This window comes from Streptomyces sp. SPB162, assembly GCF_029504575.1.
Lineage (GTDB): Bacteria > Actinomycetota > Actinomycetes > Streptomycetales > Streptomycetaceae > Actinacidiphila.
On the sequence record NZ_JAQFII010000001.1, the window covers coordinates 1,385,793 to 1,406,872 of the forward strand.

General features: G+C 71.9%; 19 protein-coding genes. 5 read left to right on the forward strand and 14 right to left on the reverse strand.

The features are described from left to right. Positions 1–83 precede the first annotated feature (83 nt). Positions 84–773 (forward strand): DUF5995 family protein, encoded by a 690-nt coding sequence (locus M2266_RS06410; protein WP_277437268.1) that lies wholly within the window; start codon positions 84–86, stop codon positions 771–773. Positions 774–798: 25 nt separating this feature from the next. Here the strand turns inward: M2266_RS06410 and M2266_RS06415 are convergent, their stop codons facing one another. The 9 genes from M2266_RS06415 to M2266_RS06455 form a co-directional block, all read right to left on the reverse strand. Continuing rightward, the gene (locus tag M2266_RS06415) at positions 799–1,257 is read right to left on the reverse strand and encodes a phospholipase (RefSeq protein WP_277437269.1); all 459 of its coding nucleotides are present in this window, start codon (positions 1,255–1,257) and stop codon (positions 799–801) included. 132 nt (positions 1,258–1,389) lie between these two features. Then, a complete protein-coding gene (locus M2266_RS06420) occupies positions 1,390–3,093 on the reverse strand; it encodes an NAD(P)/FAD-dependent oxidoreductase (RefSeq protein ID WP_277437270.1) in 1,704 nt (567 codons plus the stop codon). Between the two features lie 45 nt (positions 3,094–3,138). Then, entirely contained in the window at positions 3,139–3,939 is an 801-nt protein-coding gene (locus M2266_RS06425) for a carbon-nitrogen hydrolase family protein (RefSeq protein WP_277437271.1), read from the reverse strand. A 175-nt stretch (positions 3,940–4,114) separates the two neighbouring features. After that, positions 4,115–4,570 (reverse strand): Lrp/AsnC family transcriptional regulator, encoded by a 456-nt coding sequence (locus M2266_RS06430; protein WP_277437272.1) that lies wholly within the window; start codon positions 4,568–4,570, stop codon positions 4,115–4,117. A gap of 10 nt (positions 4,571–4,580) precedes the next feature. After that, positions 4,581–6,074, reverse strand: coding sequence for an amino acid permease (locus tag M2266_RS06435; RefSeq protein ID WP_277437273.1), 1,494 nt, complete (start codon positions 6,072–6,074; stop codon positions 4,581–4,583). A 334-nt stretch (positions 6,075–6,408) separates the two neighbouring features. Further along, positions 6,409–7,848, reverse strand: coding sequence for a GuaB1 family IMP dehydrogenase-related protein (locus M2266_RS06440; protein WP_277437274.1), 1,440 nt, complete (start codon positions 7,846–7,848; stop codon positions 6,409–6,411). Between the two features lie 154 nt (positions 7,849–8,002). Continuing rightward, complete coding sequence (locus M2266_RS06445; protein ID WP_277437275.1) at positions 8,003–8,317, reverse strand: barstar family protein; 315 nt, start codon at positions 8,315–8,317, stop codon at positions 8,003–8,005. Further along, entirely contained in the window at positions 8,314–8,769 is a 456-nt protein-coding gene (locus tag M2266_RS06450) for a ribonuclease domain-containing protein (protein ID WP_277437276.1), read from the reverse strand. The genes M2266_RS06445 and M2266_RS06450 overlap by 4 nt, the downstream gene beginning before the upstream one ends. Before the next feature lie 48 nt (positions 8,770–8,817). Beyond that, on the reverse strand, positions 8,818–9,576 hold the full coding sequence (locus tag M2266_RS06455) for a GntR family transcriptional regulator (protein ID WP_277437277.1): 759 nt from the start codon (positions 9,574–9,576) through the stop codon (positions 8,818–8,820). 211 nt (positions 9,577–9,787) lie between these two features. On the opposite strand from M2266_RS06455, the gene M2266_RS06460 reads away from it, so the two are divergent. Then, positions 9,788–10,906, forward strand: a complete 1,119-nt coding sequence (locus M2266_RS06460) for a glycosyl hydrolase family 18 protein (protein WP_277437278.1) — start codon at positions 9,788–9,790, stop codon at positions 10,904–10,906. 46 nt (positions 10,907–10,952) lie between these two features. Here the strand turns inward: M2266_RS06460 and M2266_RS06465 are convergent, their stop codons facing one another. Both M2266_RS06465 and rpe read right to left on the reverse strand, forming a co-directional pair. Next, positions 10,953–11,939 (reverse strand): sugar-binding domain-containing protein, encoded by a 987-nt coding sequence (locus M2266_RS06465; protein ID WP_277441088.1) that lies wholly within the window; start codon positions 11,937–11,939, stop codon positions 10,953–10,955. A 110-nt stretch (positions 11,940–12,049) separates the two neighbouring features. Beyond that, the gene (gene rpe, locus M2266_RS06470) at positions 12,050–12,715 is read right to left on the reverse strand and encodes a ribulose-phosphate 3-epimerase (RefSeq protein WP_277437279.1); all 666 of its coding nucleotides are present in this window, start codon (positions 12,713–12,715) and stop codon (positions 12,050–12,052) included. 179 nt (positions 12,716–12,894) lie between these two features. Between rpe and M2266_RS06475 the strand changes: the two genes are divergently transcribed. Together M2266_RS06475 and M2266_RS06480 are read left to right on the forward strand one after the other, a co-directional pair. Next, positions 12,895–15,039, forward strand: a complete 2,145-nt coding sequence (locus M2266_RS06475; protein WP_277437280.1) for an MMPL family transporter — start codon at positions 12,895–12,897, stop codon at positions 15,037–15,039. 390 nt (positions 15,040–15,429) lie between these two features. Beyond that, a complete protein-coding gene (locus M2266_RS06480; protein WP_277441089.1) occupies positions 15,430–16,773 on the forward strand; it encodes a phosphatase PAP2 family protein in 1,344 nt (447 codons plus the stop codon). A 49-nt stretch (positions 16,774–16,822) separates the two neighbouring features. On the opposite strand, the gene M2266_RS06485 is transcribed toward M2266_RS06480, so the two are convergent. The 3 genes from M2266_RS06485 to def form a co-directional block, all read right to left on the reverse strand. Beyond that, entirely contained in the window at positions 16,823–18,208 is a 1,386-nt protein-coding gene (locus tag M2266_RS06485) for a transcription antitermination factor NusB (RefSeq protein WP_277441090.1), read from the reverse strand. Positions 18,209–18,532: 324 nt separating this feature from the next. Next, entirely contained in the window at positions 18,533–19,474 is a 942-nt protein-coding gene (gene fmt, locus M2266_RS06490) for a methionyl-tRNA formyltransferase (RefSeq protein WP_277437281.1), read from the reverse strand. 66 nt (positions 19,475–19,540) lie between these two features. After that, positions 19,541–20,086, reverse strand: coding sequence for a peptide deformylase (gene def / locus M2266_RS06495; protein WP_277437282.1), 546 nt, complete (start codon positions 20,084–20,086; stop codon positions 19,541–19,543). 275 nt (positions 20,087–20,361) lie between these two features. Between def and M2266_RS06500 the strand changes: the two genes are divergently transcribed. After that, complete coding sequence (locus M2266_RS06500; protein WP_277437283.1) at positions 20,362–20,994, forward strand: hypothetical protein; 633 nt, start codon at positions 20,362–20,364, stop codon at positions 20,992–20,994. Positions 20,995–21,080: the final 86 nt, after the last annotated feature.

The window sequence follows — 21,080 nt, forward strand, 5'->3', positions numbered from 1 at the left end:
ACGGGCGCGGCGCCCGTCACCCGTTTCAGGGACTCACCGGCGCGCGGCCGCTCCCCGTGCCGGCCGGCTGGGACGCTGGGCGTATGACGACGGTGCGGCGGACGGTCCCCGGTGACGTGGACGAAGTGGTGGCGCGGATGCGTGCGCTGGGCGCCTCGCTCCCGCCGCATGACGGCGTCGCGGTGTTCAACCGGGTCTACCTCTCCGTCACCGAGGAGGTCCGGCGGCTGATCTCCACCGGGCTCTTCGACGACCCTTACGCGGCCGCCGAGTTGGACGTGCGCTTCGCCGGCCGCTACCTGACGGCGGTCGGCGCGGGAACGCCGCGCCACACCCCGGCCTGCTGGCGTCCGCTGCTGCAACTGCGCGGACACCGCGGGGTGCGTCCCCTGCAGTTCGCGTTGGCCGGGATCAACGCGCACATCGGCCACGACCTGGCGCTCGCGCTGGTCGACACCTGCGGGGCCCTGGATCGTGAACCCGCCTCGATGGAACGGGACTTCGAGCGGATCGGGGACGTGCTGGTGGCCATCGAGGAGCGGGTGCGCGAGGACCTGATGCCGGGGCCGGACCTGCTGGACATCGCCGACCCGCTGACCCACCTGGTCGGCTCCTGGAGCCTGGAACGGGCACGGGACGCGGCCTGGGCCGCGTCCCGCCTGCTCTGGTCCTTGCGGCACACCGGAGAGATGTACCGGGAGTGCGTGGAGCGGCTCGACGCGGGCGTGGGGCTCGTCGGCCGGTTCCTGCTCACCCCGCTGACCGGTCGCTGACGCGGGGTCAGGCGGGGCCGGAGGGTCAGCCGAACTGCTTGACGGCCTGGTAGTACGTCCAGGCGAGGCTGTTGCAGGCCGCCTTCGTCACGACGTTGTAGCCGTGCGAACCGCAGACGCGCTTCAGGTCCTCGTACAGCATGCTGTCCAACCGGGGCTTGTTGGCGCTGAACTGTCCGGCGGCCTTGTAGTTGCGGTAGCCGAAGTCGTGGTGGGCGCAGGACAGGTTGAACGGGAAGCCCAGCGGGTTGTCGGGCGACGACGAGCAGTAGTCCGTGGACCAGTCGAAGCCGTAGGCGGACCAGGCGCCCTGGTTGTTGCGCGCCGAGATGAAGGCGTTGTAGCTGGAAGCGCTGGTCTGGGTCCAGCTGGACAGGACCTGGGGTTTGTCGGCGGGTGCCGCCGACGCCGGAACTGCGGCGCCAGCGACAGCGATCAGGGCGGCGGCCGGAACGGCCAGGAGTACGGGCAGGCGACGGCTCATGCGCTACCTCCGGGTTGCGGCGGCCCGCGTGGGGCGGACCGCTTACCCGGAGGATTGCACCGCTCGCCGCTGGCGTCCCGCTATACGACTCCTTAAGCCCGGATCACCGGAAGACGACACCCTGACGCCGGCTCAGTCCTCGTCGAGGAGAACCGGCGCGATGTCCTCGTACACGTCGCCGGGACCGGGGTTGGTCGCGTCGGTCCCGCCGCCGAAGTGGTGCATGACGCCCCACACCGCGTTGAGCGCCGTCTGCACCGCGCCCTCGGCCCAGCCCGCCGTCCAGGAGATGTCGTCGCCCGCGAGGAAGATGCCGCGCTTGTCGTGCGGCAGCGCGTCCTGCATGAAGTGGGTGAACAGCCGCCGCTGGTAGCGGTAGTGGCCGGGCAGGTTGGCCTTGAAGGCGCCCATGAAGTAGGGCTCGTTCTCCCACGACACGGTCACCGGGTTGCCGATGATGTGCGAGCGGATGTCGACCTTGGGGTAGATCTCGCCGAGCGAGGTGAGCATGACCTCCATGCGCTCGTTGGCGCTCAGTGGAAGCCACTTGAGGCTGTCGTCGCACCAGGTGTACGACAGGCAGATGGTCGCCGGCTTGTCCGGGCCGTCGTCCAGCAGGTACGTGCCGCGGGTCATCCGGTCGGTGAGCGTCATGCTCATCACGTCCCGCCCCGTCTCCGCGTCCTTGTCGAGCCAGAACGGCCGGTCGACGGGCACGAAGAGCTTGGACGACTCCATGTAGTGGGTGCGCTCGATCGCCGTCCAGTGGTCGATCGGGAAGAGTGAGTCGTCACAGGCGATCTTGGACAGCAGCATCCAGGACTGCGCGGTGAAGACCGCCGCCGGGTACGTCCGGATGTCGCCCGCCGCGTCGGTGACCGTGATGCGGTTGCCCGCGGTGCGGTGCAGCCGGGTGACCGCCGGGCGCGGAGCGCCGCCGTGCAGCGAGGCCAGCGAGGTGCCGCGCTCCCAGTGCGTGAGCTTGTCCGGCTCGCGGTCCCACAGCCGCAGCGGCAGCTGCTGGCTGCCGCCCACGATGCCGTGGTGGTCGTCGTCGGCGCCCGTGTAGACGACTCGCAGGATCTCCAGGATGGAGTTGGGGAAGTCGGTGTCCCAGCCGCCGGTGCCGAAGCCGACCTGACCGAAGATCTCCCGATGCCGGAAGGACTTGAAGGCCGGGGAGTCGCAGAGGAAGCCGTAGAACGTCTGGTTGTCGAGCTTCTCGACCAGCGTGGACCAGATCTTTCGGATGGCGGGGACGTCGCGCTCGCGCAGGGCGCGCTGCATCGAGGAGAAGTCGGCGCCGTCCTCCAGGCACGCGTTCCAGGCGTGCATCACCTGGTGGTAGACCTCGGGCAGGTCCTCGACGGACGTGGCGTAGTGCGACTCGCCCTTGAGGTCGACGACGGTGGAGGGGGTGCCGGGCGCCAGCGGGTTGGGGAACGGCTTGGTCTGCAGCCCCACCAGGTCCACGTAGTACTGGAAGGCGGTGGACGACGGCGGGAAGCGCATTGCGCCCATCTCCGCGGTCAGCCCCGCGTCGCAGCCCTCGAAGCCGATGGTGCGCAGCCGGCCACCGATCTTGTCGGCCTCGTAGACGACGGGCTTGAGGCCCATCTTCATCAGCTCGTAGGCGGTGATGATGCCGGACAGGCCGCCGCCGATGACCGCGACCTCGGTGCCGTGCTCGGTCGCCGGTATGGACCCGAGCCCGGCCGGGTGCGCCAGGAAGTCGTCGTAGGCGTACGGGAAGTCCGGCCCGAACATCGTGATGGGGGGCTCGGCCTGCGCCTGGACGTGCTGCTCGTCATGGACCGCGGTGGGCACGGACGTCATCGGGGGGTACTCCTCGCGAAAAACGAAAAAGGGGTCGGACGAACGTCAGACGAGCGTGCTGTACAACTCGGGCCGCCGGTCGGTCAGATAGGGGGTCTCGTCCCGCACGGCCCGCAGCAGCTCCGGATCGGCGTCGGCGATCACCAGTTCCTCGCCGCCGCCGGCGCGGGCACGGACCGTGCCGTCGGGGCCGACGAGCGCGCTGAGCCCGGTGAAGTGGTACTCGCCCTCCGCGCCGCAGCGGTTGGCGTAGGCCAGGTGCAGCTGGCTCTCGTACGCGCGGGCCGGGACGAGGGTCCGGGCCACGAACTCGTACGGGCGCATCAGCGCCGTCGGAACGACGAGCAGGTCGGTGCCCGCGAGGGCGTGCGCCCGGACATTCTCCGGGAACTCGACGTCGTAGCAGATCAGCAGCCCGATCCGGACGCCGTCGAGGTCCGCCTGGACCACGGCGGTGTCACCGGGTGTGAAGTTCTCGCGCTCGAAGCCGCCGAACAGATGCGTCTTGCGGTAGTTCGTCAGCGCGGCGCCGTCCGGGCCGATGAGCTGCGCGGAGTTGAAGACCGCGGTGCCCGCCCGCTCGGGGTAGCCGTACACGATCGCGATGCCGTGTTCGGCGGCGATCTCCGCGACGCGCCGCGCGCCCGGACCGTCGGCGGGCTCGGCCAGTTCGGGGATCCGGTCGCCGAGTGCGTACCCCGTCAGGTACATCTCGGGGGTGGCGAGCAGCCGGGCGCCGGAGGCCGCCGCGCGCCGCGCGGCGGCGTCCAGCGCGGCCAGGCTGGCGCCGGTGGAATCCGGAACGCCGCCGGGGCCTTGGTACAGCGCGATGCGCAGCGGCGGCATGGATCCTCTTCGTCGCTCGGTGGTCTGCTCGGGGTCTCCTAGACGGTACGTTTCCGGCCACTCGGGCGACAAGATCTGAATATTGCGCACCGACCAGCGATCTGTTGCGTCTCGAAGCTCCCCGGCGGCGATTCGTTGCGCATCCCCGAAAGGGCCAGGCCGTGTGGAGAAGTCCCTAGGCCGGCGAGCCCGACGTGTAGCGCCGCAGCAGCGGCGACAGCACCAGGACCGACTTGGTCCGCTCCACGAACGGCTCCCCCGCGATCCGCTCCAGCACCCGCTCGAAGTGCCGGACGTCGGAGGCGAAGACCTGCACGAGGGCGTCCGCCTCGCCGGTGACGGTCGAGACGGTCGCGACCTCGGAGTAGCGGGCGAGGCCGCGCAGGATGTCGCCGGGGCCGGTGTTGCGCCGGCAGTAGATCTCGATGAACGCCTCGGTCTCCCAGCCGAGCGCCGCCGGGTCCACCCGCACCGTGAACCCGGTGATGGCGCCGGAGGCCAGCAGCCGGTCCACCCGTCGTTTGACGGCGGGGGCGGAGAGCCCGACCTGGGTGCCGATGTCGGCGTAGGAGCGCCGGGCGTCCTCGGCAAGGGCGTGGACGATGCGTTCGTCGAGATCATTCAGGCGCACAGCGGGTGGTTCACACTTCTTCTCGGGCGAGCTGGGAGCGGCGCATGCCGTACCCGAAGTACAGCACGAGACCGGCGGCCATCCAGCATCCGAAGTACGTCCAGGTGGTCGCGTTCAGGCTGGTCATCAGGTAGCCGCACAGCAGGAAGCCGATGGCCGGGGTGACCGGGGAGAGCCAGACGCGGAAGGTGCGGGGCATGTCCGGCCGGGTCCGCCGCAGGATGATCACCGCGACGTTGACCAGCGCGAAGGCGAACAGGGTGCCGATGCTGGTGGCGTCGGCCAGTTCGTGGAGCGGGACCAGCGCGGCCAGGACGCCGCAGAACAGCGAGACGATCACGGTGTTCGCGCGCGGGACACCCGATCGGGCGTCGACCCGGGAGAAGATCCTGGGCACCAGGCCGTCGCGGGACATCGAGAACAGGATGCGGGTCTGGCCGTACAGGACGGTCAGCACGACGCTGGCGATGGCGATGACGGCGCCCGCGGCGAGCAGCACGGCCCAGAAGCTCTGGCCGGTGACTTCCTTCAGGATGTGCGCCAGGGCGGCGTCGGTGTCGCCGAACTGCTGCCACGGCATGGCGCCGACGGCGACCAGCGCCACCAGGACGTAGAGCGCGGTGACGATGAGCAGCGACAGGATGATCGCCCGCGGCAGGTCGCGCTTGGGGTTCTTCGCCTCCTCACCCGCGGTGGAGGCGGCGTCGAACCCGATGTACGAGAAGAAGAGGCTGGCGCTGGCGGCGCTGACCCCCGAGATGCCCATCGGCATGAGGGGGGTGAAGTTGCCCGCCTTGATACCGGTGAACGCGACCCCGCAGAACAGCACCAGTGCGGCGATCTTGATGACGACCATGACGGTGTTGAGCCGGGCGCTCTCGCGGGCGCCGCGGAGCAGGAGGACCATGCAGAGCAGGACGAGCACCAGGGCGGGCAGGTTGACGATGCCGCCGTTGTCGCCGAACGGGTTGGCGAACTCCGCGGGGATGGTGACCCCGACGGTGCCGTCCAGGAACTCGTTGAGGTACTGCCCCCAGCCGACGGCGACGGCGGCCACCGACACCCCGTACTCGAGGATCAGGCACCACCCGCAGAGCCAGGCGATGAACTCGCCCATCGTGGCGTAGGTGTAGGAGTACGAGGAGCCGGAGACCGGGATGGTGCCCGCCAGCTCCGCGTAGGACAGCGCCGAGAAGAGCGCGGTGAGTCCGGCGATCACGAAGGCGATGGTGACGGCGGGGCCCGCCTTGGGGACGGCGGTACCGAGCACCACGAAGATGCCGGTGCCCAGCGTCGCCCCGATGCTGATCATCGTCAGCTGCCACATGCCCAGTGAGCGTTTGAGCTCACCGCCGTCGCCGTGGCCGCCCTCGGCGACGAGCCGGTCGACGGGCTTGCGCCGCATCAGCCTGCTGCCGAAGCCACCGCCGGCGGGGGGTCCGCCCGGGGCGGAGTCCGCCCGGGTCGGGTGGGGGGTGGACGGCGCTGCGCCAGATCGTGCCACTGCGGGAGCTCCTTGGTCGTGCCGGCTCGAAGGGCGGCGAGGTCGCGGCGGCACCGTACGGGAGTGCGCGCTGCGGCGCACTGCCGGTGGGAACCGCCGAGCTGGGGGTCGCCACCGCTCCACGTACAGGGCATGACCTTACGAGGTATGACGAGTGCCCGTAATGCGGGTCCATTGCGCATCCGCGGATGATCGTTGCGCGAAACGGGCGTACCGCGCCGAATCATTGCCCCCGGGGCGGCGGGTCGTTGCGTTGTCCGGTTTGTGGGGGCCCGGAACGCGGCAGCGCCGGACCGGTTCGTCCCGGTCCGGCGCTGCCGTGTGCTGGGTGCCGTCAGCTCCAGCTGGCGTGCAGGGCCTTGCCCTCGGCGTAACCGGCGGCGCTCTGAATGCCGACGATGGCCTTCTCCTCGAACTCGGCGAGCGAACCCGCGCCCGCGTAGGTGCACGAGCTGCGCACCCCCGCGATGATCGAGTCGATCAGGTCCTCGACACCGGGGCGTGTCGGGTCGAGGAACATCCGCGAGGTGGAGATGCCCTCCTCGAAGAGCCCCTTGCGGGCCCGGTCGTACGCGGACTCCTCGCTCGTGCGGTTGCGCACCGCGCGGGCCGAGGCCATGCCGAAGCTCTCCTTGTACGGCCGCCCGTCGGCGCTCTGCTGCAGGTCGCCCGGGGACTCGTACGTGCCGGCGAACCAGGAGCCGACCATGACGTTGGACGCGCCCGCGGCCAGCGCCATCGCGACATCGCGCGGGTGCCGGACGCCGCCGTCGGCCCATACGTGCTTGCCGTGCTTCTTCGCCTCGGCGGCGCACTCCAGGACCGCGGAGAACTGCGGGCGGCCCACGCCGGTCATCATGCGGGTGGTGCACATCGCGCCGGGGCCCACCCCGACCTTGATGATGTCCGCGCCGGCCTCGATGAGGTCGCGCACGCCCTCGGCGGCGACGACGTTGCCCGCCACGATCGGCACCTGCGGGTCCAGCGCGCGTACGGCCCTGACCGCGGCGAGCATCGACTCCTGGTGGCCGTGCGCGGTGTCGACGACCAGCGTGTCCACGCCCGCGTCGAGCAGCTGCTTGGCCTTGACGGCGACATCGCCGTTGATGCCGACGGCCGCGGCGATGCGCAGCTTGCCGTTCGCGTCGGTGGCGGGGGTGTAGAGAGTGGCGCGCAGTGCGGCCTTGCGGGTCAGGATGCCGACCAGCCGGCCGTCCGCGTCCACGGCCGGGGCCAGCTTGCGGTTGGCGGCGTCGAGGCGGTTGAAGGCCTCGCGCGGGTCGATGTCGGCGTCCACGAGCAGCAGGTCGCGCGTCATCACCTCGGAGAGCTGGGTGAAGCGGTCGACACCCGTGAGGTCGTGGTCGGTGACGACGCCGACCGGGCGGCCGTCCTCGACGACGACACCGGCACCGTGCGCCCGCTTGGGGAGCAGCGACAGCGCGTCCGCGACGGTCTGGGAGGGGGCCAGCGTGATCGGGGTGTCGAGCACCAGGTGGCAGCTCTTGACGTACGCGACGACGTCGGCGACCACGTCGATCGGGATGTCCTGGGGGATGACGACGAGGCCGCCACGGCGCGCGACCGTCTCGGCCATCCGGCGGCCGGCGATGGCGGTCATGTTCGCGACGACCAGCGGGATGGTGGTGCCGGTGCCGTCGGGGGACGCGAGGTCCACCGCCTGCCGGGACCCGACCGCGGAGCGGCCGGGGACCATGAAGACGTCGTCATACGTCAGGTCGTAAGGGGGCTTCACGTCATTGAGGAATCTCATACTGGCTCTCTCACCTGCGGTTCTACGACTGGGGCGGGTGGGGAGTCAGCACCGAACCAGCACCGTCCAGGCTGCGGCTCCTACGCCATCATCGCCGACGCGACCGAGTTCTGGCGAACCGGCGGCCCCCGTTCTGTGCCTTCCACCAGCACGTCTACTTCCCGTTTGTGGCTTCCTCCACGCTCACGTGCAGGGGGGTGTCGGTGTGCTGCCAGAAGTCGGAGGCGTCCCGGAGGATCTGCGTGACGATGAGCCATTCACGGGGCGAGGCGGCTGCGTACTCCTGCCAGCCGGTGACCCGCAGCCGGCGGGGGGCCGTCGCCGGGCACCAGGACAGGTCGGTGAGGCAGTCCGCGAGGGCGTCCCAGTTGCGGCCGAAGTACTCCGGCAGCGACAGCGACCGGGCGCAGCGGTCCATGAACTCGGGCCGGGTGGTGACACCGGCGAGGTCGAGCACGGTGGCCGTCACCGAAGCACCGCCTTGAAGCTCTCGTAGTGGTCGTCGGTGTAGTAGAACTCGCCGCCCGCGCCGGTGATGATCCGGCGGGCGCCCCGGTCCCGCGAGCCCGGGGTCGTGACGGTGTACTCGTGGTAGTACCCGGACTTCTGGCGCGGCAACTGCTTCTCGAAGTTGCCGAACACCGCACCGTCCTTGGCGTACGGGTACGGGCCGCCCCGGTCGATCAGCCCCAGGGTGTTCCGCGCCTCGACGGGCAGCCGGCCGGCGCCGACCGTGGCCCGCCCGGCGGCCCAGCGCGGGACGGCGGCGGAGGGCCCGGAGGTGGCGCCCGAGGACGCCGGGGGGCGCGTCGTGGTCCCCCCGTCCGACGTCCCGGAGTGCGGGGAACAGCCGGTGAGGAGCACGGCGAGGCACAGTAGGAGCGCGGCGGCGGCCGCGCGCGTGGCGGACCGCAGCAGCATGCGGCCGATGCTGCCACACGGCCCCGACCCGAGCACGGTGGCGCGCGGTCAGACGGTCGGCGTGACCCGGGGGCTCGCAGCGTCCGGCGGCCCGCCGAGGGCCAGCTGGGAGACGAGCCGGTAGCGGTCGCCGCGGTAGACGGCGTGGGTGTACTCGAAGAGCCGGCCGTGCTGGTCGCGGGTGACGCGCTCGCTGGACAGCACCGCCGCCCCCGGGCTGATGCCGAGCAGCGACGCCTGCACGGGGTCGGCGGACAGCGCCTCGTGGACCTGCTCGGCGGCGGACGGCTCGATGCCGTAGCGCTCACGCAGCAGGGAGTAGAAAGAGCCGCCCTCCACGTCCTCGGCGGTGGCGCCCGGCACCAGTTCGCCGAGCACGTGGATGGTTTCGAGCGCCATCGGCTCGGCGTCGACCAGTCGCTGCCGGGCGACCCGCAGCACGGGGGTGGCGGGCTCGACGCGCAGCCGGCTGCCGATGCCCATGCCGGCCGGAATCACCGAGTGGTCGAGGACGCGGCTGGTCCACGTGCCCGGAGCCGCGGGGTAGCCGGACTGGTCGGCGCCCGGCGCCGTCACGATCCGCTGGGAGATCTTCGGTGCCCCGACGAACACGCCGCGCCCGTGCTCGCGGACCAGCCAGCCGTCCCTGACCAGCTCGTCCACCACGGCCCGCAGCGTCGGCCGGGACGTCTCCAACTCGACGCAGAGCCGGCGCTCGGCCGGGATGGCCTGCCCCACCGCGCGGGCCTCGATCAGCGCGATCAGGTGCTCGCGGATCAGGTCGCGTTTTCTCAGTCCGGCAGTCATCGGGTACGCCGCTCCAGCGTGGGGGCACCCCCAGCGGTAGCCGGGGGTGGGCCCATGGGGGGCCGCCTCGTGCCGACAGTTTAGGACCACTGGCTGCTTCGCGCTAAGAAACTGACCACTTCTTGACCACTTAGCGCTTTCTGGTCCACCATCACCCCAGCGCCATCCCCACTGGTCACGATTTCTGGCAAACTCCCCGGAGGCCAGCACCATGCGCAATCGCCGACTCCTCACCGCCGCCGCGGCGGCCGCCGCCTGTATGTTCGCGGCCTTCACCGCGGGATCCGCCCTGGGTTCTCCCCCGGCCGGCACACCCGCTCCGGCCCACGCCGCCCCCGCGCGGGCCGCCGCCCCCGCCGCCGCGCCGGGGGTGCAGCTGCAGGGCTGGCTGTACCCCGGCTCCGCCGGTGAGCCGCAGTGCGCCGGGCAGGCCGAGTACGCCGACAACCGGTTGAAGACCGGGGCGCTCAAGCCCGAGTACTGGGCGGTCCAGCCCAACGGCACGCTCCTCCTGGAGACCACGGCGCAGGGCCTGTGCAATGCCTACAGCGCCGCGAACGTGGCCGATCTGAAGGCGCACTCGACGTACCAGTACCCGACCGTGTCGGGCATGGACACCGCCACCGTCCGTGCCCTGGTGGGCAGTTCGGCCCGGCGCGGGCAGGCCGTCCAGCAGCTCACGTCGCTGGCGGTCAACGCCGGCCTGACCGGTGTCGACGTCGACATGGAGGACTACTGGTCCTGGTCCACCGGCGACTTCGCGAACTACCGCACCTTCCTCACCCAGCTCGCCACGTCGCTGCACGCCGCCGGCAAGCGGCTGCAGGTCGACGCGCCGGCGATGACCGAGGACGCGCCCTACTACGACTACGCGGCCGTGGCCGCGACGGGCGTCGACGAGCTGGCGATCATGGCCTACGACGAGGAGTACGACTCGGACCCGGGCGGGAAGTGCAAGGCCATCGCCCCGTACGCCTGGCTCAGGCAGGTGGTGCAGTACGCCCAGAGCAAGGTCCCGAACCGCGACCGGCTGGTCATCGGGCTGCCCTCGTACGGCTACAGCGCCCCCGCGTCCTGCGACACCTCGGCCATCGAGGGCAACATCCCGTTCAGCGTGATGCGCGGCAAGCCGGGCTGGTCGGGCAACGCGTCCACCATCGAGCAGCGCCGCGACGGCGGCTCCGGCGAGATCCGTTGGACCTCGGGCGGCAAGCTCTACGACTACGTCGACCAGACGGCGCTGGACCGCAAGCTCCAGGTCCTCACCGGCCTCGGCGTCACCAAGGTCTCGGTCTGGTCCCTCGGCGGAAACCCCTGGTTCACCCGCTGAGCTCCCGCTCCCCGCTGAGACACCGCTCCCCGGCGGGCCGTGCCGCTCACGACCCGTCGGGGTCCGCGCGGTCCAGGGCGGGGCGCGGGGCGGCGCCGGTCGCGTGCAGCAGGTGGTCGGCGGCGGCGGTGTCCGTCACGAGGCTGGTGACCAGCCCGGAGCGCAGCACGGCGTCGATCGCGGCGGCCTTGCGCAGCCCGCCCGCGATGGCCAGCACCTCGGGGATCCGGCGGAGCCGGTCGGCCTCGATGGTGATGCAGCGTTCACCCAGGTCGCGGCCGACCCGGCGGCCCGCGGCGTCGAACAGGTGCGAGGACATCTCGGCGGCGACGCCGAGCCCCGCGTAGTGCTCGCGCTCGGCGTCGGTCAGCGCGTCATGGACGGTGGAGATGCCGGCCGCCCAGGAGCCGATGGAGACCACCGCGACGGTGACCTTGTCGAAGTACCCCATCGCGGCGGCGATCCCGCTCTGGGCGCGCAGCGTGGCGGCCGTCGCCGGGTCGGGGAGCACCATCGGCGCGTACAGCGGGTGCGCCTCGCCGCCGGAGACCGCGGCGGCGGTCCGCACCGCCTCGACGGAGCCGCGCTCGGCGGTGCCCACGTCGTACACACCGGTGAGCTGGACGACGGTGCACGGCGGCAGCCGGTCCAGGGCGTTGGCCATGGTGATGATGGAGCGGCCCCAGGCCAGGCCGAGCACGTCGCCCTCGGTGACCAGTTCGCCGAGCAGGTCGGCGGCGACCTTGCCCAGGTTCTCCGGGTCGGGCGCGTCGGACTGCTCGGGCGGCGTCTCGACGACGACCGCGTGCCGCAGGCCGTAGCGGGCGCGCAGCGCGTCGGAGCGCTCGGCGTCCAGCTCGGCCGGGACCCGGATCTCGATCCGGACCAGGTCACGTTCGAGGGCGGTCTCCAGCACCCGCGCCACCTTGAAGCGGCTCACGCCGAACTCCTCGGCGATCTGGATCTTGGACTTGCCCTCGAGGTAGAAACGGCGCGCCATCGCTGCGGCCTGGACCATCTCGCCGGGGCCCATGCGCACCTGTGTGCGGCCTGTGGTCACGTTGCTCTCCCCAGTTGCCCATCTGATCGGCTCCGCGCTCATCCTCGCAGATGGCGCGGTGTTACGGACGCGTAGCCCGATCGTCAGTGGGTACAGGCCGCCGAGGCCAGCTCACGCAGCCCCCGCACCGCCGCCGCCGGGTCGTCCGCACCGTAGACCGCCGAACCCGCGACGAAGACGTCCGCGCCCGCCTCGGCGCACCGCTCGATGGTCCGCTCCGAGACCCCGCCGTCGATCTGCAGCCACAGCCCGAGGCCGTGCTTGTCGATCAGCTGTCGGGTACGCCGGATCTTGGGCAGCATGATGTCGAGGAACGCCTGGCCGCCGAAACCGGGCTCGACCGTCATGATCAGCACCATGTCGAGCTCGGGCAGCAGGTCCTCGTACGGCTCGATCGGCGTCGCGGGCCGCAGCGCCATCGACGCCCGCGCGCCCTTCGCCCGGATCTCGCGCGCCAGCCGCACCGGCGCGGCAGCCGCCTCGACGTGGAAGGTGACGGAACCGGCGCCCGCCTCCACGTAGGCCGGGGCCCAGCGGTCCGGGTTCTCGATCATCAGATGGCAGTCGAGCGGGATGTCCGACGCCCTGCTGAGCGACTCCACGATCGGCACACCGAGCGTCAGGTTGGGCACGAAGTGGTTGTCCATGACGTCGACATGGAGCCAGTCGGCGCCCTCCACGGCCTTCGCCTCGTCGGCGAGCCGGGCGAAATCGGCGGAAAGGATACTGGGGCTGATCTGCACGCTCATATGCCCAGCAAACCAGATGCGGGGAAGCCCCTGACCACTGCCCGCGCAAGGAACGCGCCCGTTCCGTAAAATAGCGGAACGATCTCGAACACCGGTGCCATGCTGGATCACGGAACGCCCTTCCCGCAAGGGTTCGGGAGGGCCACCGGCACTGTACGCAACGGGGAACGGGGAGACTCGTGGGCGGAACCGGACGGTGGGCGCACCTGGTGTGCGGCCGGCGCAGCAAGTGGGTCGTGCTCGTCCTGTGGCTCGTGCTGTTGGTGGTGGTCTCGCCACTGGCGCAGAAGCTGACGGACCAGCAGAAGAACGATTCGTCGACGTGGCTTCCCGGCAACGCGGAGTCCACCCAGGTCCTCAACCTGCAGAAGGACTTCCTTCCCGACACCGCTCCCGCCGTCGTCGTGTACGCCCGGCCCGGCGGTCTCACCGAGACCGACCGCGCCAAGGTCACCCGGGACGCGGCGTCCCTCAAGGCCTTGACGGGGCACGGGATCCTGGGCGCCCGCACCGTCGGACCCGTGCTGGAGAAGTCCGGCACCCCGCGCGCGGCCCAGATCATCGTCCCGATCAGCGTGGACGCGGGCGGCTGGAACGGCCTGGCCGACGCGGTGAAGGACATCCGGGCCACCGCCGAGGCGAACACCGCCGGCCTCGACGTGCACATCACCGGGCCGGGCGGTTACGCCGCCGACTCCGCCGACGCGTTCGCGGGACTCGACGGCACGCTGCTGTTCGCCGCGCTCGCGGTGGTCGTGGTGATCCTGCTGCTCACCTACCGCAGCGTGAGCCTGCTCTTCCTGCCGATCATCTCCGTCGTGGGCGCGCTGTTCACCGCCCAGGCGGTGATCTACCTGCTCTCCAAGCACGCCGGCCTGGTGGTCAACGCGCAGAGCGCGGGCATCCTCACCGTCCTCGTCTTCGGCGCCGGCACGGACTACGCGCTGCTGCTCGTGGCCCGCTACCGCGAGGAACTGCGCCGCCACGAGGACCGGCACGAGGCGATGGCCCTCGCCCTGCACCGGGCCGGGCCCGCCGTACTCGCCAGTGCCTCGACGGTCGCGGTGAGCATGCTGTGCCTGACGGCCGCCGAGATGAACTCGACCTCCGGCCTCGGACCGGTCGCGGCCATCGGGGTGGCCGTCGCCCTGCTCGCGATGATCACGCTCTTCCCGGCGCTGCTCGTCATCGTCGGCCGCTGGGTGTTCTGGCCCGCCGTGCCGCACGTGGGATCCGAGGAGCCGACCCGCAGCGGGGTGTGGGCGCGGCTGGGCGGGCGCATCGCCACGCGGCCGCGCGCGGTCTGGGTGACCACCGCGGTGGTGCTCGGCGTGCTCTCGCTCGGCCTGATCGGCCTGAAGGCGAACGGCCTGACGACCGCCCAGGGCTTCACCGGCACTCCCGACTCGGTGGTGGGCCAGGAGGTCGCGGGCCGCTACTTCCCGGCGGGCGCCGGGCAGCCGCTCGTGGTCGTCGCGAAGGCCGGGGCCGCGGACCGGGTGCGCACCGCCCTCGGCTCGGTCCAGGGTGTCGCGCCGGGCTCCGTCACCACCCCGCCGGGCGTCCCCGCCGAGAAGAACGGCCGGGTCTACCTGGAGGCCACGCTGGCCTCGGCGGCGGACAGCACACAGGCGAAGCAGACGGTCGACCGGGCGCGTGACACGATGCACGCGGTGCCGGGCGCCGACGCCAAGGTCGGCGGCGGCACGGCGGTCATCCAGGACGCCAACCGCGCGACCTCGCACGACAACAAGCTCCTGATCCCGATGATCCTCGCCGTCGTGCTGCTGATCCTCGGGCTGCTGCTGCGGTCACTGGCCGCCCCGCTGGTCCTCATCGCGACCGTCGTGCTCTCCTTCGCGGCCGCGCTCGGGGTGAGCACGTTCGCCTTCCACCACCTGTTCGGGTTCGAGGGCGAGGACACCGCGTTCCCGCTCTTCGTCTTCGTGTTCCTGGTGGCGCTGGGCATCGACTACAACATCTTCCTGATGACCAGGATCCGGGAGGAGACCACCCACTCCGGTACCCGTACCGGCACCCTGACCGGCCTCGCCGCGACCGGCGGCGTCATCACGTCCGCGGGCCTGGTGCTGGCCGGCACGTTCGCCGCCCTGGGCACCCTCCCGCTCGTCGGCTTCGCCGAGATCGGGTTCGCGGTCGCCTTCGGTGTGCTGCTCGACACGTTCGTCGTCCGGTCGATCCTGGTCTCGGCGATCACCCTGGACCTGGGCCACCACATCTGGTGGCCCAGCAAGCTCGACGCCCCGGGAACGCCACCGCAAGCCGCCGCGCACCAGAAGGACGATCTGGCCAAGCGGTCCTAGTGCTCTGAAAGGAGCGCCGTTCGCCCGTGAGGGCGGGGTCCGCGGCGTCTGCTGCGTGCGACTGCAAGGCGGAGGGTCGTCCTCGTACTGGACGTACCTGGACGAGCCCGACAACGCAGCAGGCGTGCGTGCCAGGCGTCGCGGACCAGGCGGGACTTTCGCAACACCCTTGAGACCCGATCCGCCGGCACCCCTCCGATAGCATGATCGGGCTCACGACGATGGCCCTGATCGTCCGTCCTTCACGGAAACGCTGCTGACCAGCACGAAGGGTGAGTTGTTTGACAAACATCTAACACATCGGCCAGACAATTGACTTTCATAGCATCGCAAGTGTTCTCACGACATAACTTCAGAGCTGTGATCACCGCGTGGCGCCGACCACGGGCGATGCTGTGGACCGCGGTGAGTGTGGTGGCCCTCGGATTCCTCGTCACCCTGGAGATCACCGCGCGCCACTACGGCCTGCGGGGGCCGATCACCAACCAGCTGCGCGAGGTGCTCTTCGCACCCAAGTCGGGGCCCCTGCTCTACGCCGGCATGGCCTTGATGATGCTGGTGCTCACCACCTGGCGGGAACGCCTCATCGCGACCGGGATCGCGCTCGGCATCGACGTCGTCTTCTTCCTGGTGCGATGGGCCTTCGACGCCAAGATGATGTTCGGCAACGGCGCTCTGTGGGTGCTGCTGGCCTATGGGGTTATCGCCGTCACGCGCCGCACCGGCCGGGAACGCGTCCTGCTGCTGAAGGGCGTCGGGCTGGGCCTGCTGCTGGTGACCGGTCGCAAGACCGGCGACATCTGGCTGCTCATCACGTCGAAGACCCGCCCGACGGTGCTCGACCCGTACGTGGCGACCGCCGATCACGCGCTGGGCAACCCGTCGTGGCTGGTGGGCCGGGCGGTCGAGGCCACCGGATCGGTCGGCCACTTCGTCCTCGAAGCCGTCTACATCCAGCTGCCGGTGGCCGCGGTCCTGGTCGCGCTGTACCAGCTGCGCAACGTGGCGGCCGAGCGCCGCTTCCCGCGCCACCACCTGGTGCGCACCTTCCTGCTCATCGGCCTGCTCGGGCCCGCCGTTTACATGCTCTTCCCGGTGGTGGGACCGGTCTTCGCCTACGGCACCGAGGGCGCCCACTGGGAGGTGGCCGACCTGTGGCCCAACACCCCCGTGCCGATCGGCATCCCGCACCCGGTCCCGTTCGACGGGATCACCCCGCGCAACTGCATGCCCAGCCTGCACACGGCGTGGGCCACCTCGATCTTCATCCACTCCCGCAAGGGCCCGCGGAGTCTGCGGCACGCGGGCACGTTCTGGCTGATCGCCACCCTCGGCGCGACGCTGGGATTCGGCTACCACTACGGCGCTGACCTCGTCGCCGGCGTCGTGTTCGCCTACACCATCGAGGCCGGGCTGCGCGCGCACGACCGCGGCTGGGAGCGGGCGGGGGTCCAGCTGGTCGGCTACGGCACGGCGGTCTTCCTCGCGCTCCTGGCGGCGTACCGCTGGCTGCCGGTGACGCTGGCCGAACACCCGTGGGTGTTCGGGCCGCTTCTGATCCTGGCGATGTTCTCGGTGGTCCTCGGCTTCCTGCGGACCACCGGGCGGTGGGATGCCACGGCCGAACCGGTGCACGGTGCGGAACTCGTCCCGGGGTCGCGGCTGCCCGCCCAGGGCGGTCCGGCGGCCGGCACCGCCCTCATCGGCGCCCGGACCGGCTCCTCGGTGGACTGAGGCCGGTCGCGCCGAGGGGGATGTCCGGCCGGACATCCCCCTCGGCGGCTCAGCCGGTGCGGCGCAACAGGGCCAGGTACATGGCGTCGGTGCCGTGCAGGTGCGGCCAGAGCTGGACGTCCGGGCCGTCGCCGACGGCATGGACCCCGGGCATCAGCGGGCGGGCGTCGATCCACTCGGCGGTCAGCGGCTCGGCCTCCCCGCGGCCGCGCAGGACGTCCTCGACGACGGCGCGGGTCTCCGCCGGGTGCGGCGAGCAGGTGGCGTAGCCGACGACGCCGCCGACCCGGACGGCGCGCAGCGCCTCGGTGAGCAGTCCGCGCTGGAGCGTCGCGAAGCCCGCGACGTCCTCGGCCTTGCGGCGCCAGCGCGCCTCGGGGCGGCGGCGGAGCGCGCCCAGGCCGGTGCAGGGCACGTCGACGAGCACCCGGTCGAAGGAGCCCTCGGCCCACGCGGGACGGGTGCCGTCCGCGACGATCACCTGGTACGGGCCGGGGTTGCCGGCCAGCGTGCGCTCCACCAGCCGGGCCCGGTGCGGTTGCTTCTCCGACGCGACGAGCAGGGCGCCGCGCTGCGCGGCGAGCGCGGCGAGCAGGGCGGCCTTGCCGCCGGGGCCGGCGCAGCCGTCCAGCCAGCGCGCGTCCCTGCCGTCCAGCGGAGCTGCCGCCACCGCGGCGGCGACCAGCTGGCTGCCCTCGTCCTGCACCCCGGCCCGGCCCTCACGGACGGCGTCCACGGCACCCGGGTCGCCGCCCTCGGCGAGCCGGACGGCGTACGGGGACCAGCGGCCGGGCTCGGTCGCCTCCAGCGGGAGCGAGGCGGCCACCTCCTCGGCCGTGGAACGGCCCGGACGCGCCACCAGCGTCACCTCGGGCCGTTCGTTGTCGGCCTCCAGCAGGTCCTCGATACCGGCCCGGCCGCCGCCGAGCGCGTCCCACAGCGCGGAGACGATCCAGCGCGGGTGCGAGTGGACGACGGCGAGGTGCGCCTCGGGGTCGTCGTCGTACGGCGGGGCGACCTGGGCGACCCACGCGTCGAGGTCCTGCGCGGCGATCTTGCGGAGCACGGCGTTGACGAAGCGGGCCCGGCCGTCGCCGAGCACGCAGCGAGCCAGCTCGACGGTGGCGGAGACGGCCGCGTGCGGCGGGATGCGGGTGCCGAGCAGCTGGTGCGCGCCGAGCGCGAGCACGTCCAGCACCGGCGGGTCGACCTCGCGCAGCGGCCGGTCCACGCAGGCGGCGATCACGGCGTCGTAGGTGCCCTGGCGGCGCAGGGTGCCGTAGACCAGTTCGGTGGCGAGGGCGGCGTCGCGGCGGTCGAACTCGCCGCCCTTCTTGGCCGCTTCCGCCTCGGCATTGCGCAGCAGCGAGGGCAGCACCAGGTTGGCGTACGCGTCGCGCTCGTCGACCGCCCGCAGCGCCTCGAAGGCGAGGATGCGGACGGGATCCCGCTGGGGCCTGCGGTAGGGCTTGCCCTTCGGCCTGCCCTGGGACTTCCCCTGCGAGGTGCCCTGCGGTCGGCTGCGCGGCTGGTCGTTCACGATCAATGTGCTCCGGACTCGGTCGGAAGAAAGTGCCGCACCCGCGCGGCGGGAAGGCCCTCTCCCGCGCACAGGGCGTGAACAAAGCGTACGGCCGCCGGCCCCGCGACCACCCACCCGGGCGGTCGGGGCCGGCCTGCGCGGACGCTCCTAGGCCGTGTCTGACACATCCTGCCTGGCCCGCCCTCCGGGCGGACGCCGGTATGTGTCAGACACGGCCTAGGAACCCAGCCGGGTGCCCGAGGCGAGCCGGACGCCGCGCGCCCAGTCGGCGGCACGCATCAGCTTCTTGCCCTGCTGCTGCACCTCGCCGAGTTCCACGGCGTGGCTGCCGGTGCCCGCGTACACCGCGTTCTTGGCGACGGAGAGCTCGCCGGGGGCCAGTTCCGCGAGGTCCTCGCGGCCGGGCAGCAGGGTCACCGGGCCGAGCTTGAACCGTTCGCCGTCGAGCAGCGTCCAGGCGCCGGGCGCCGGGGTGCAGCCGCGGATGAGCCGGTCGACGCGCAGCGCCGGCGCGGTCCAGTCCACCGCCGCGTCCTCGACGGTGATCTTGGGGGCGACGGTGATGCCCTCGGTGGGCTGGGTGCGGGGCACCAGGCGGCCGTCCGCGATGCCGTCCATGGTCGCGGTGAGCAGCCCGGCGCCGCTGTGCGCGAGCCGGGTGAGCAGGTCGCCGCTGGTGTCGGTGGGCCGGACGTCCTCGGTGACGACGCCGTAGACCGGGCCGGAGTCCAGCCCCTGCTCGATGAGGAACGTCGAGGCGCCGGTGACCTCGTCACCGGCCATCACCGCGTGCTGCACGGGGGCCGCGCCGCGCCAGGCGGGGAGCAGCGAGAAGTGCAGGTTGACCCAGCCGTGCACGGGAACCTCGAGCGCGACCTTGGGCAGCAGCGCCCCGTACGCGACCACCGGGCAGCAGTCCGGGGCGATGTCCCGGAGCCGGGCGAGGAACTCCTCGTCCCGCGGCTTCACGGGCTTGAGCACCTCGATGCCCGCCTCCTCGGCCCGCTGCGCGACCGGGCTGGAGACCAGCTTGCGGCCGCGGCCCGCGGTCGCGTCGGGCCGGGTGACGACGGCGACGACCTCGTGCCGGTCGGACGCCAGCAGCGCCTCCAGGGCGGGGACGGCGACCTCGGGGGTGCCTGCGAAGACGAGCCTCATCGTGGGTTCTGTGCCTCTCGTTGGCAGGGGGGACGGCCGTGGACGGCGGTTCGGGGGGGGTGGGGCTCACTGCGCGCCGCCGAACGTACTGTGCGGGGAGACCTTCACCTGCGGCACGCCCAGGTCCGCCCACTCCGCCTCCCGGATCGCCTTCATGGCGGCCTTGCGCTGCTCGGTGTCGAGGCGGTCGATGAAGATGATGCCGTCGAGGTGGTCGGTCTCGTGCTGGATGCAGCGCGCGAGCAGCTGGGTGCCCTCGATGGTGACGGGATCGCCGTACATGTTGAAGCCCTTGGCGACGACCCCGTAGGCGCGGACGCAGTCGTAGCTCAGCCCGGGGAGCGACAGGCAGCCCTCGGGGCCGTCCTGCTCCTCTTCGCTCAGCGTGAGGTCCGGGTTGACCAGGTGCCCCAGTTCGCCGTCGATGAAGTACGTGAAGACCCGCAGCGAGACGCCCAGTTGCGGGGCCGCGAGACCGGCGCCCGGCGCCGCCTGCATGGTCTCGGTCAGATCCTGGACAAGGGTGCGGAGTTCCTTGTCGAAGGTGGTGACGGGCTGCGCCGTCATGCGCAGCACCGGGTCGCCGAAGAGGCGGATGGGCGTGACGGACACGGCTGGCGGGCTCCCGTGATCGGACGGACAGGGGCACCCCGGGCGGCGGCGGCCCGGGGGCGCTTCCCGGCGGCAGCCGGGGGCCAGTCCGATTCTAGAGGCCGACCCGTTCGGGGGTGCACGCGGTCGTACGAGCCCCCGGAAACATCAGCACGCCCTCTGAGGCGTGACTCGATGGCCCGCTGGAGCGTTGGTCAAACGAGATTGACCGAAATGGGGCCACGCACCACGGACACGGCCCGATCCCTAGCAACGCCGGTAGGAGAGGCTTGTTGATGCCCGACCACGCAACCCATGACGCCCAGGCCCGGGCGAGCCTGCACCTACTGGTGCGGGACATCGAGAGGGTCCGCCGACAGGTGGACGCGCTAAGGACCCTGACCGCCCAGCTGGGCAATGTGTACCGACCGCGGCGCAGCGGTCCCGCCGCCGGGTTCGTCGTCTACGGACGCGCCCCCGCTCCCACCGTGCGACTCGCCCAGGAGCTCCGCGACAGCGTGGAGACCCTGGTGACGGCGGCGGTGGAGTTCGACCGTTCGCTGGGGTTCTCCTGGGACGCGGTGGGCTCCGCCCTCGGGGTGACGAAGCAGGCGGTGCACCGGCGGTACGGTGCGCGCCGCCATGCCGTCAACGGTACGGAGGACGAGTCCTCGCGCCCGGACACCGCGGGGGTGCGCGCCGCGGCGTCCGCTCCCCCGATGGCCGGTGTGCCGGCGGCGCGCTCGATGCCGGACCACTTGCCCGCGCCCCTGTCCGGGCCGAGGTCCGCACCCGTGTCGGGCCCGATGTCCGCCCCGTTGTCCGGGCAGCTGCCGCAGCAGATGCCGGGACACGTACCGGGGCTGGTGCCGGTGAACGCCCGGGAGGACGCCTTCCCCGGCGCGCTGCCCGGGCCGCGCAACGGCTGACCCCGGCACACCGGCCCCCCGCACCACGTCACCAGCCGCCCCGCCGCCCGCCACGCCGACAGGTCGGACGCCGGGGCGGCGCCCTG

Excerpts from the sequence above, each read along its gene's own strand:
- M2266_RS06460 (WP_277437278.1), top strand. The coding sequence starts at position 9,788 with ATGCGCAATCGCCGACTCCTCACCGCCGCCGCGGCGGCCGCCGCCTGT.
- rpe (WP_277437279.1), bottom strand. The coding sequence starts at position 12,715 with ATGAGCGTGCAGATCAGCCCCAGTATCCTTTCCGCCGATTTCGCCCGG.
- M2266_RS06450 (WP_277437276.1), bottom strand. The coding sequence starts at position 8,769 with ATGCTGCTGCGGTCCGCCACGCGCGCGGCCGCCGCCGCGCTCCTACTG.
- M2266_RS06455 (WP_277437277.1), bottom strand. The coding sequence starts at position 9,576 with ATGACTGCCGGACTGAGAAAACGCGACCTGATCCGCGAGCACCTGATC.
- M2266_RS06415 (WP_277437269.1), bottom strand. The coding sequence starts at position 1,257 with ATGAGCCGTCGCCTGCCCGTACTCCTGGCCGTTCCGGCCGCCGCCCTG.
- fmt (WP_277437281.1), bottom strand. The coding sequence starts at position 19,474 with ATGAGGCTCGTCTTCGCAGGCACCCCCGAGGTCGCCGTCCCCGCCCTG.
- M2266_RS06500 (WP_277437283.1), top strand. The coding sequence starts at position 20,362 with ATGCCCGACCACGCAACCCATGACGCCCAGGCCCGGGCGAGCCTGCAC.
- M2266_RS06420 (WP_277437270.1), bottom strand. The coding sequence starts at position 3,093 with ATGACGTCCGTGCCCACCGCGGTCCATGACGAGCAGCACGTCCAGGCG.
- M2266_RS06425 (WP_277437271.1), bottom strand. The coding sequence starts at position 3,939 with ATGCCGCCGCTGCGCATCGCGCTGTACCAAGGCCCCGGCGGCGTTCCG.
- M2266_RS06410 (WP_277437268.1), top strand. The coding sequence starts at position 84 with ATGACGACGGTGCGGCGGACGGTCCCCGGTGACGTGGACGAAGTGGTG.
- M2266_RS06480 (WP_277441089.1), top strand. The coding sequence starts at position 15,430 with ATGCTGTGGACCGCGGTGAGTGTGGTGGCCCTCGGATTCCTCGTCACC.
- M2266_RS06465 (WP_277441088.1), bottom strand. The coding sequence starts at position 11,939 with ATGGGCCCCGGCGAGATGGTCCAGGCCGCAGCGATGGCGCGCCGTTTC.
- M2266_RS06440 (WP_277437274.1), bottom strand. The coding sequence starts at position 7,848 with ATGAGATTCCTCAATGACGTGAAGCCCCCTTACGACCTGACGTATGAC.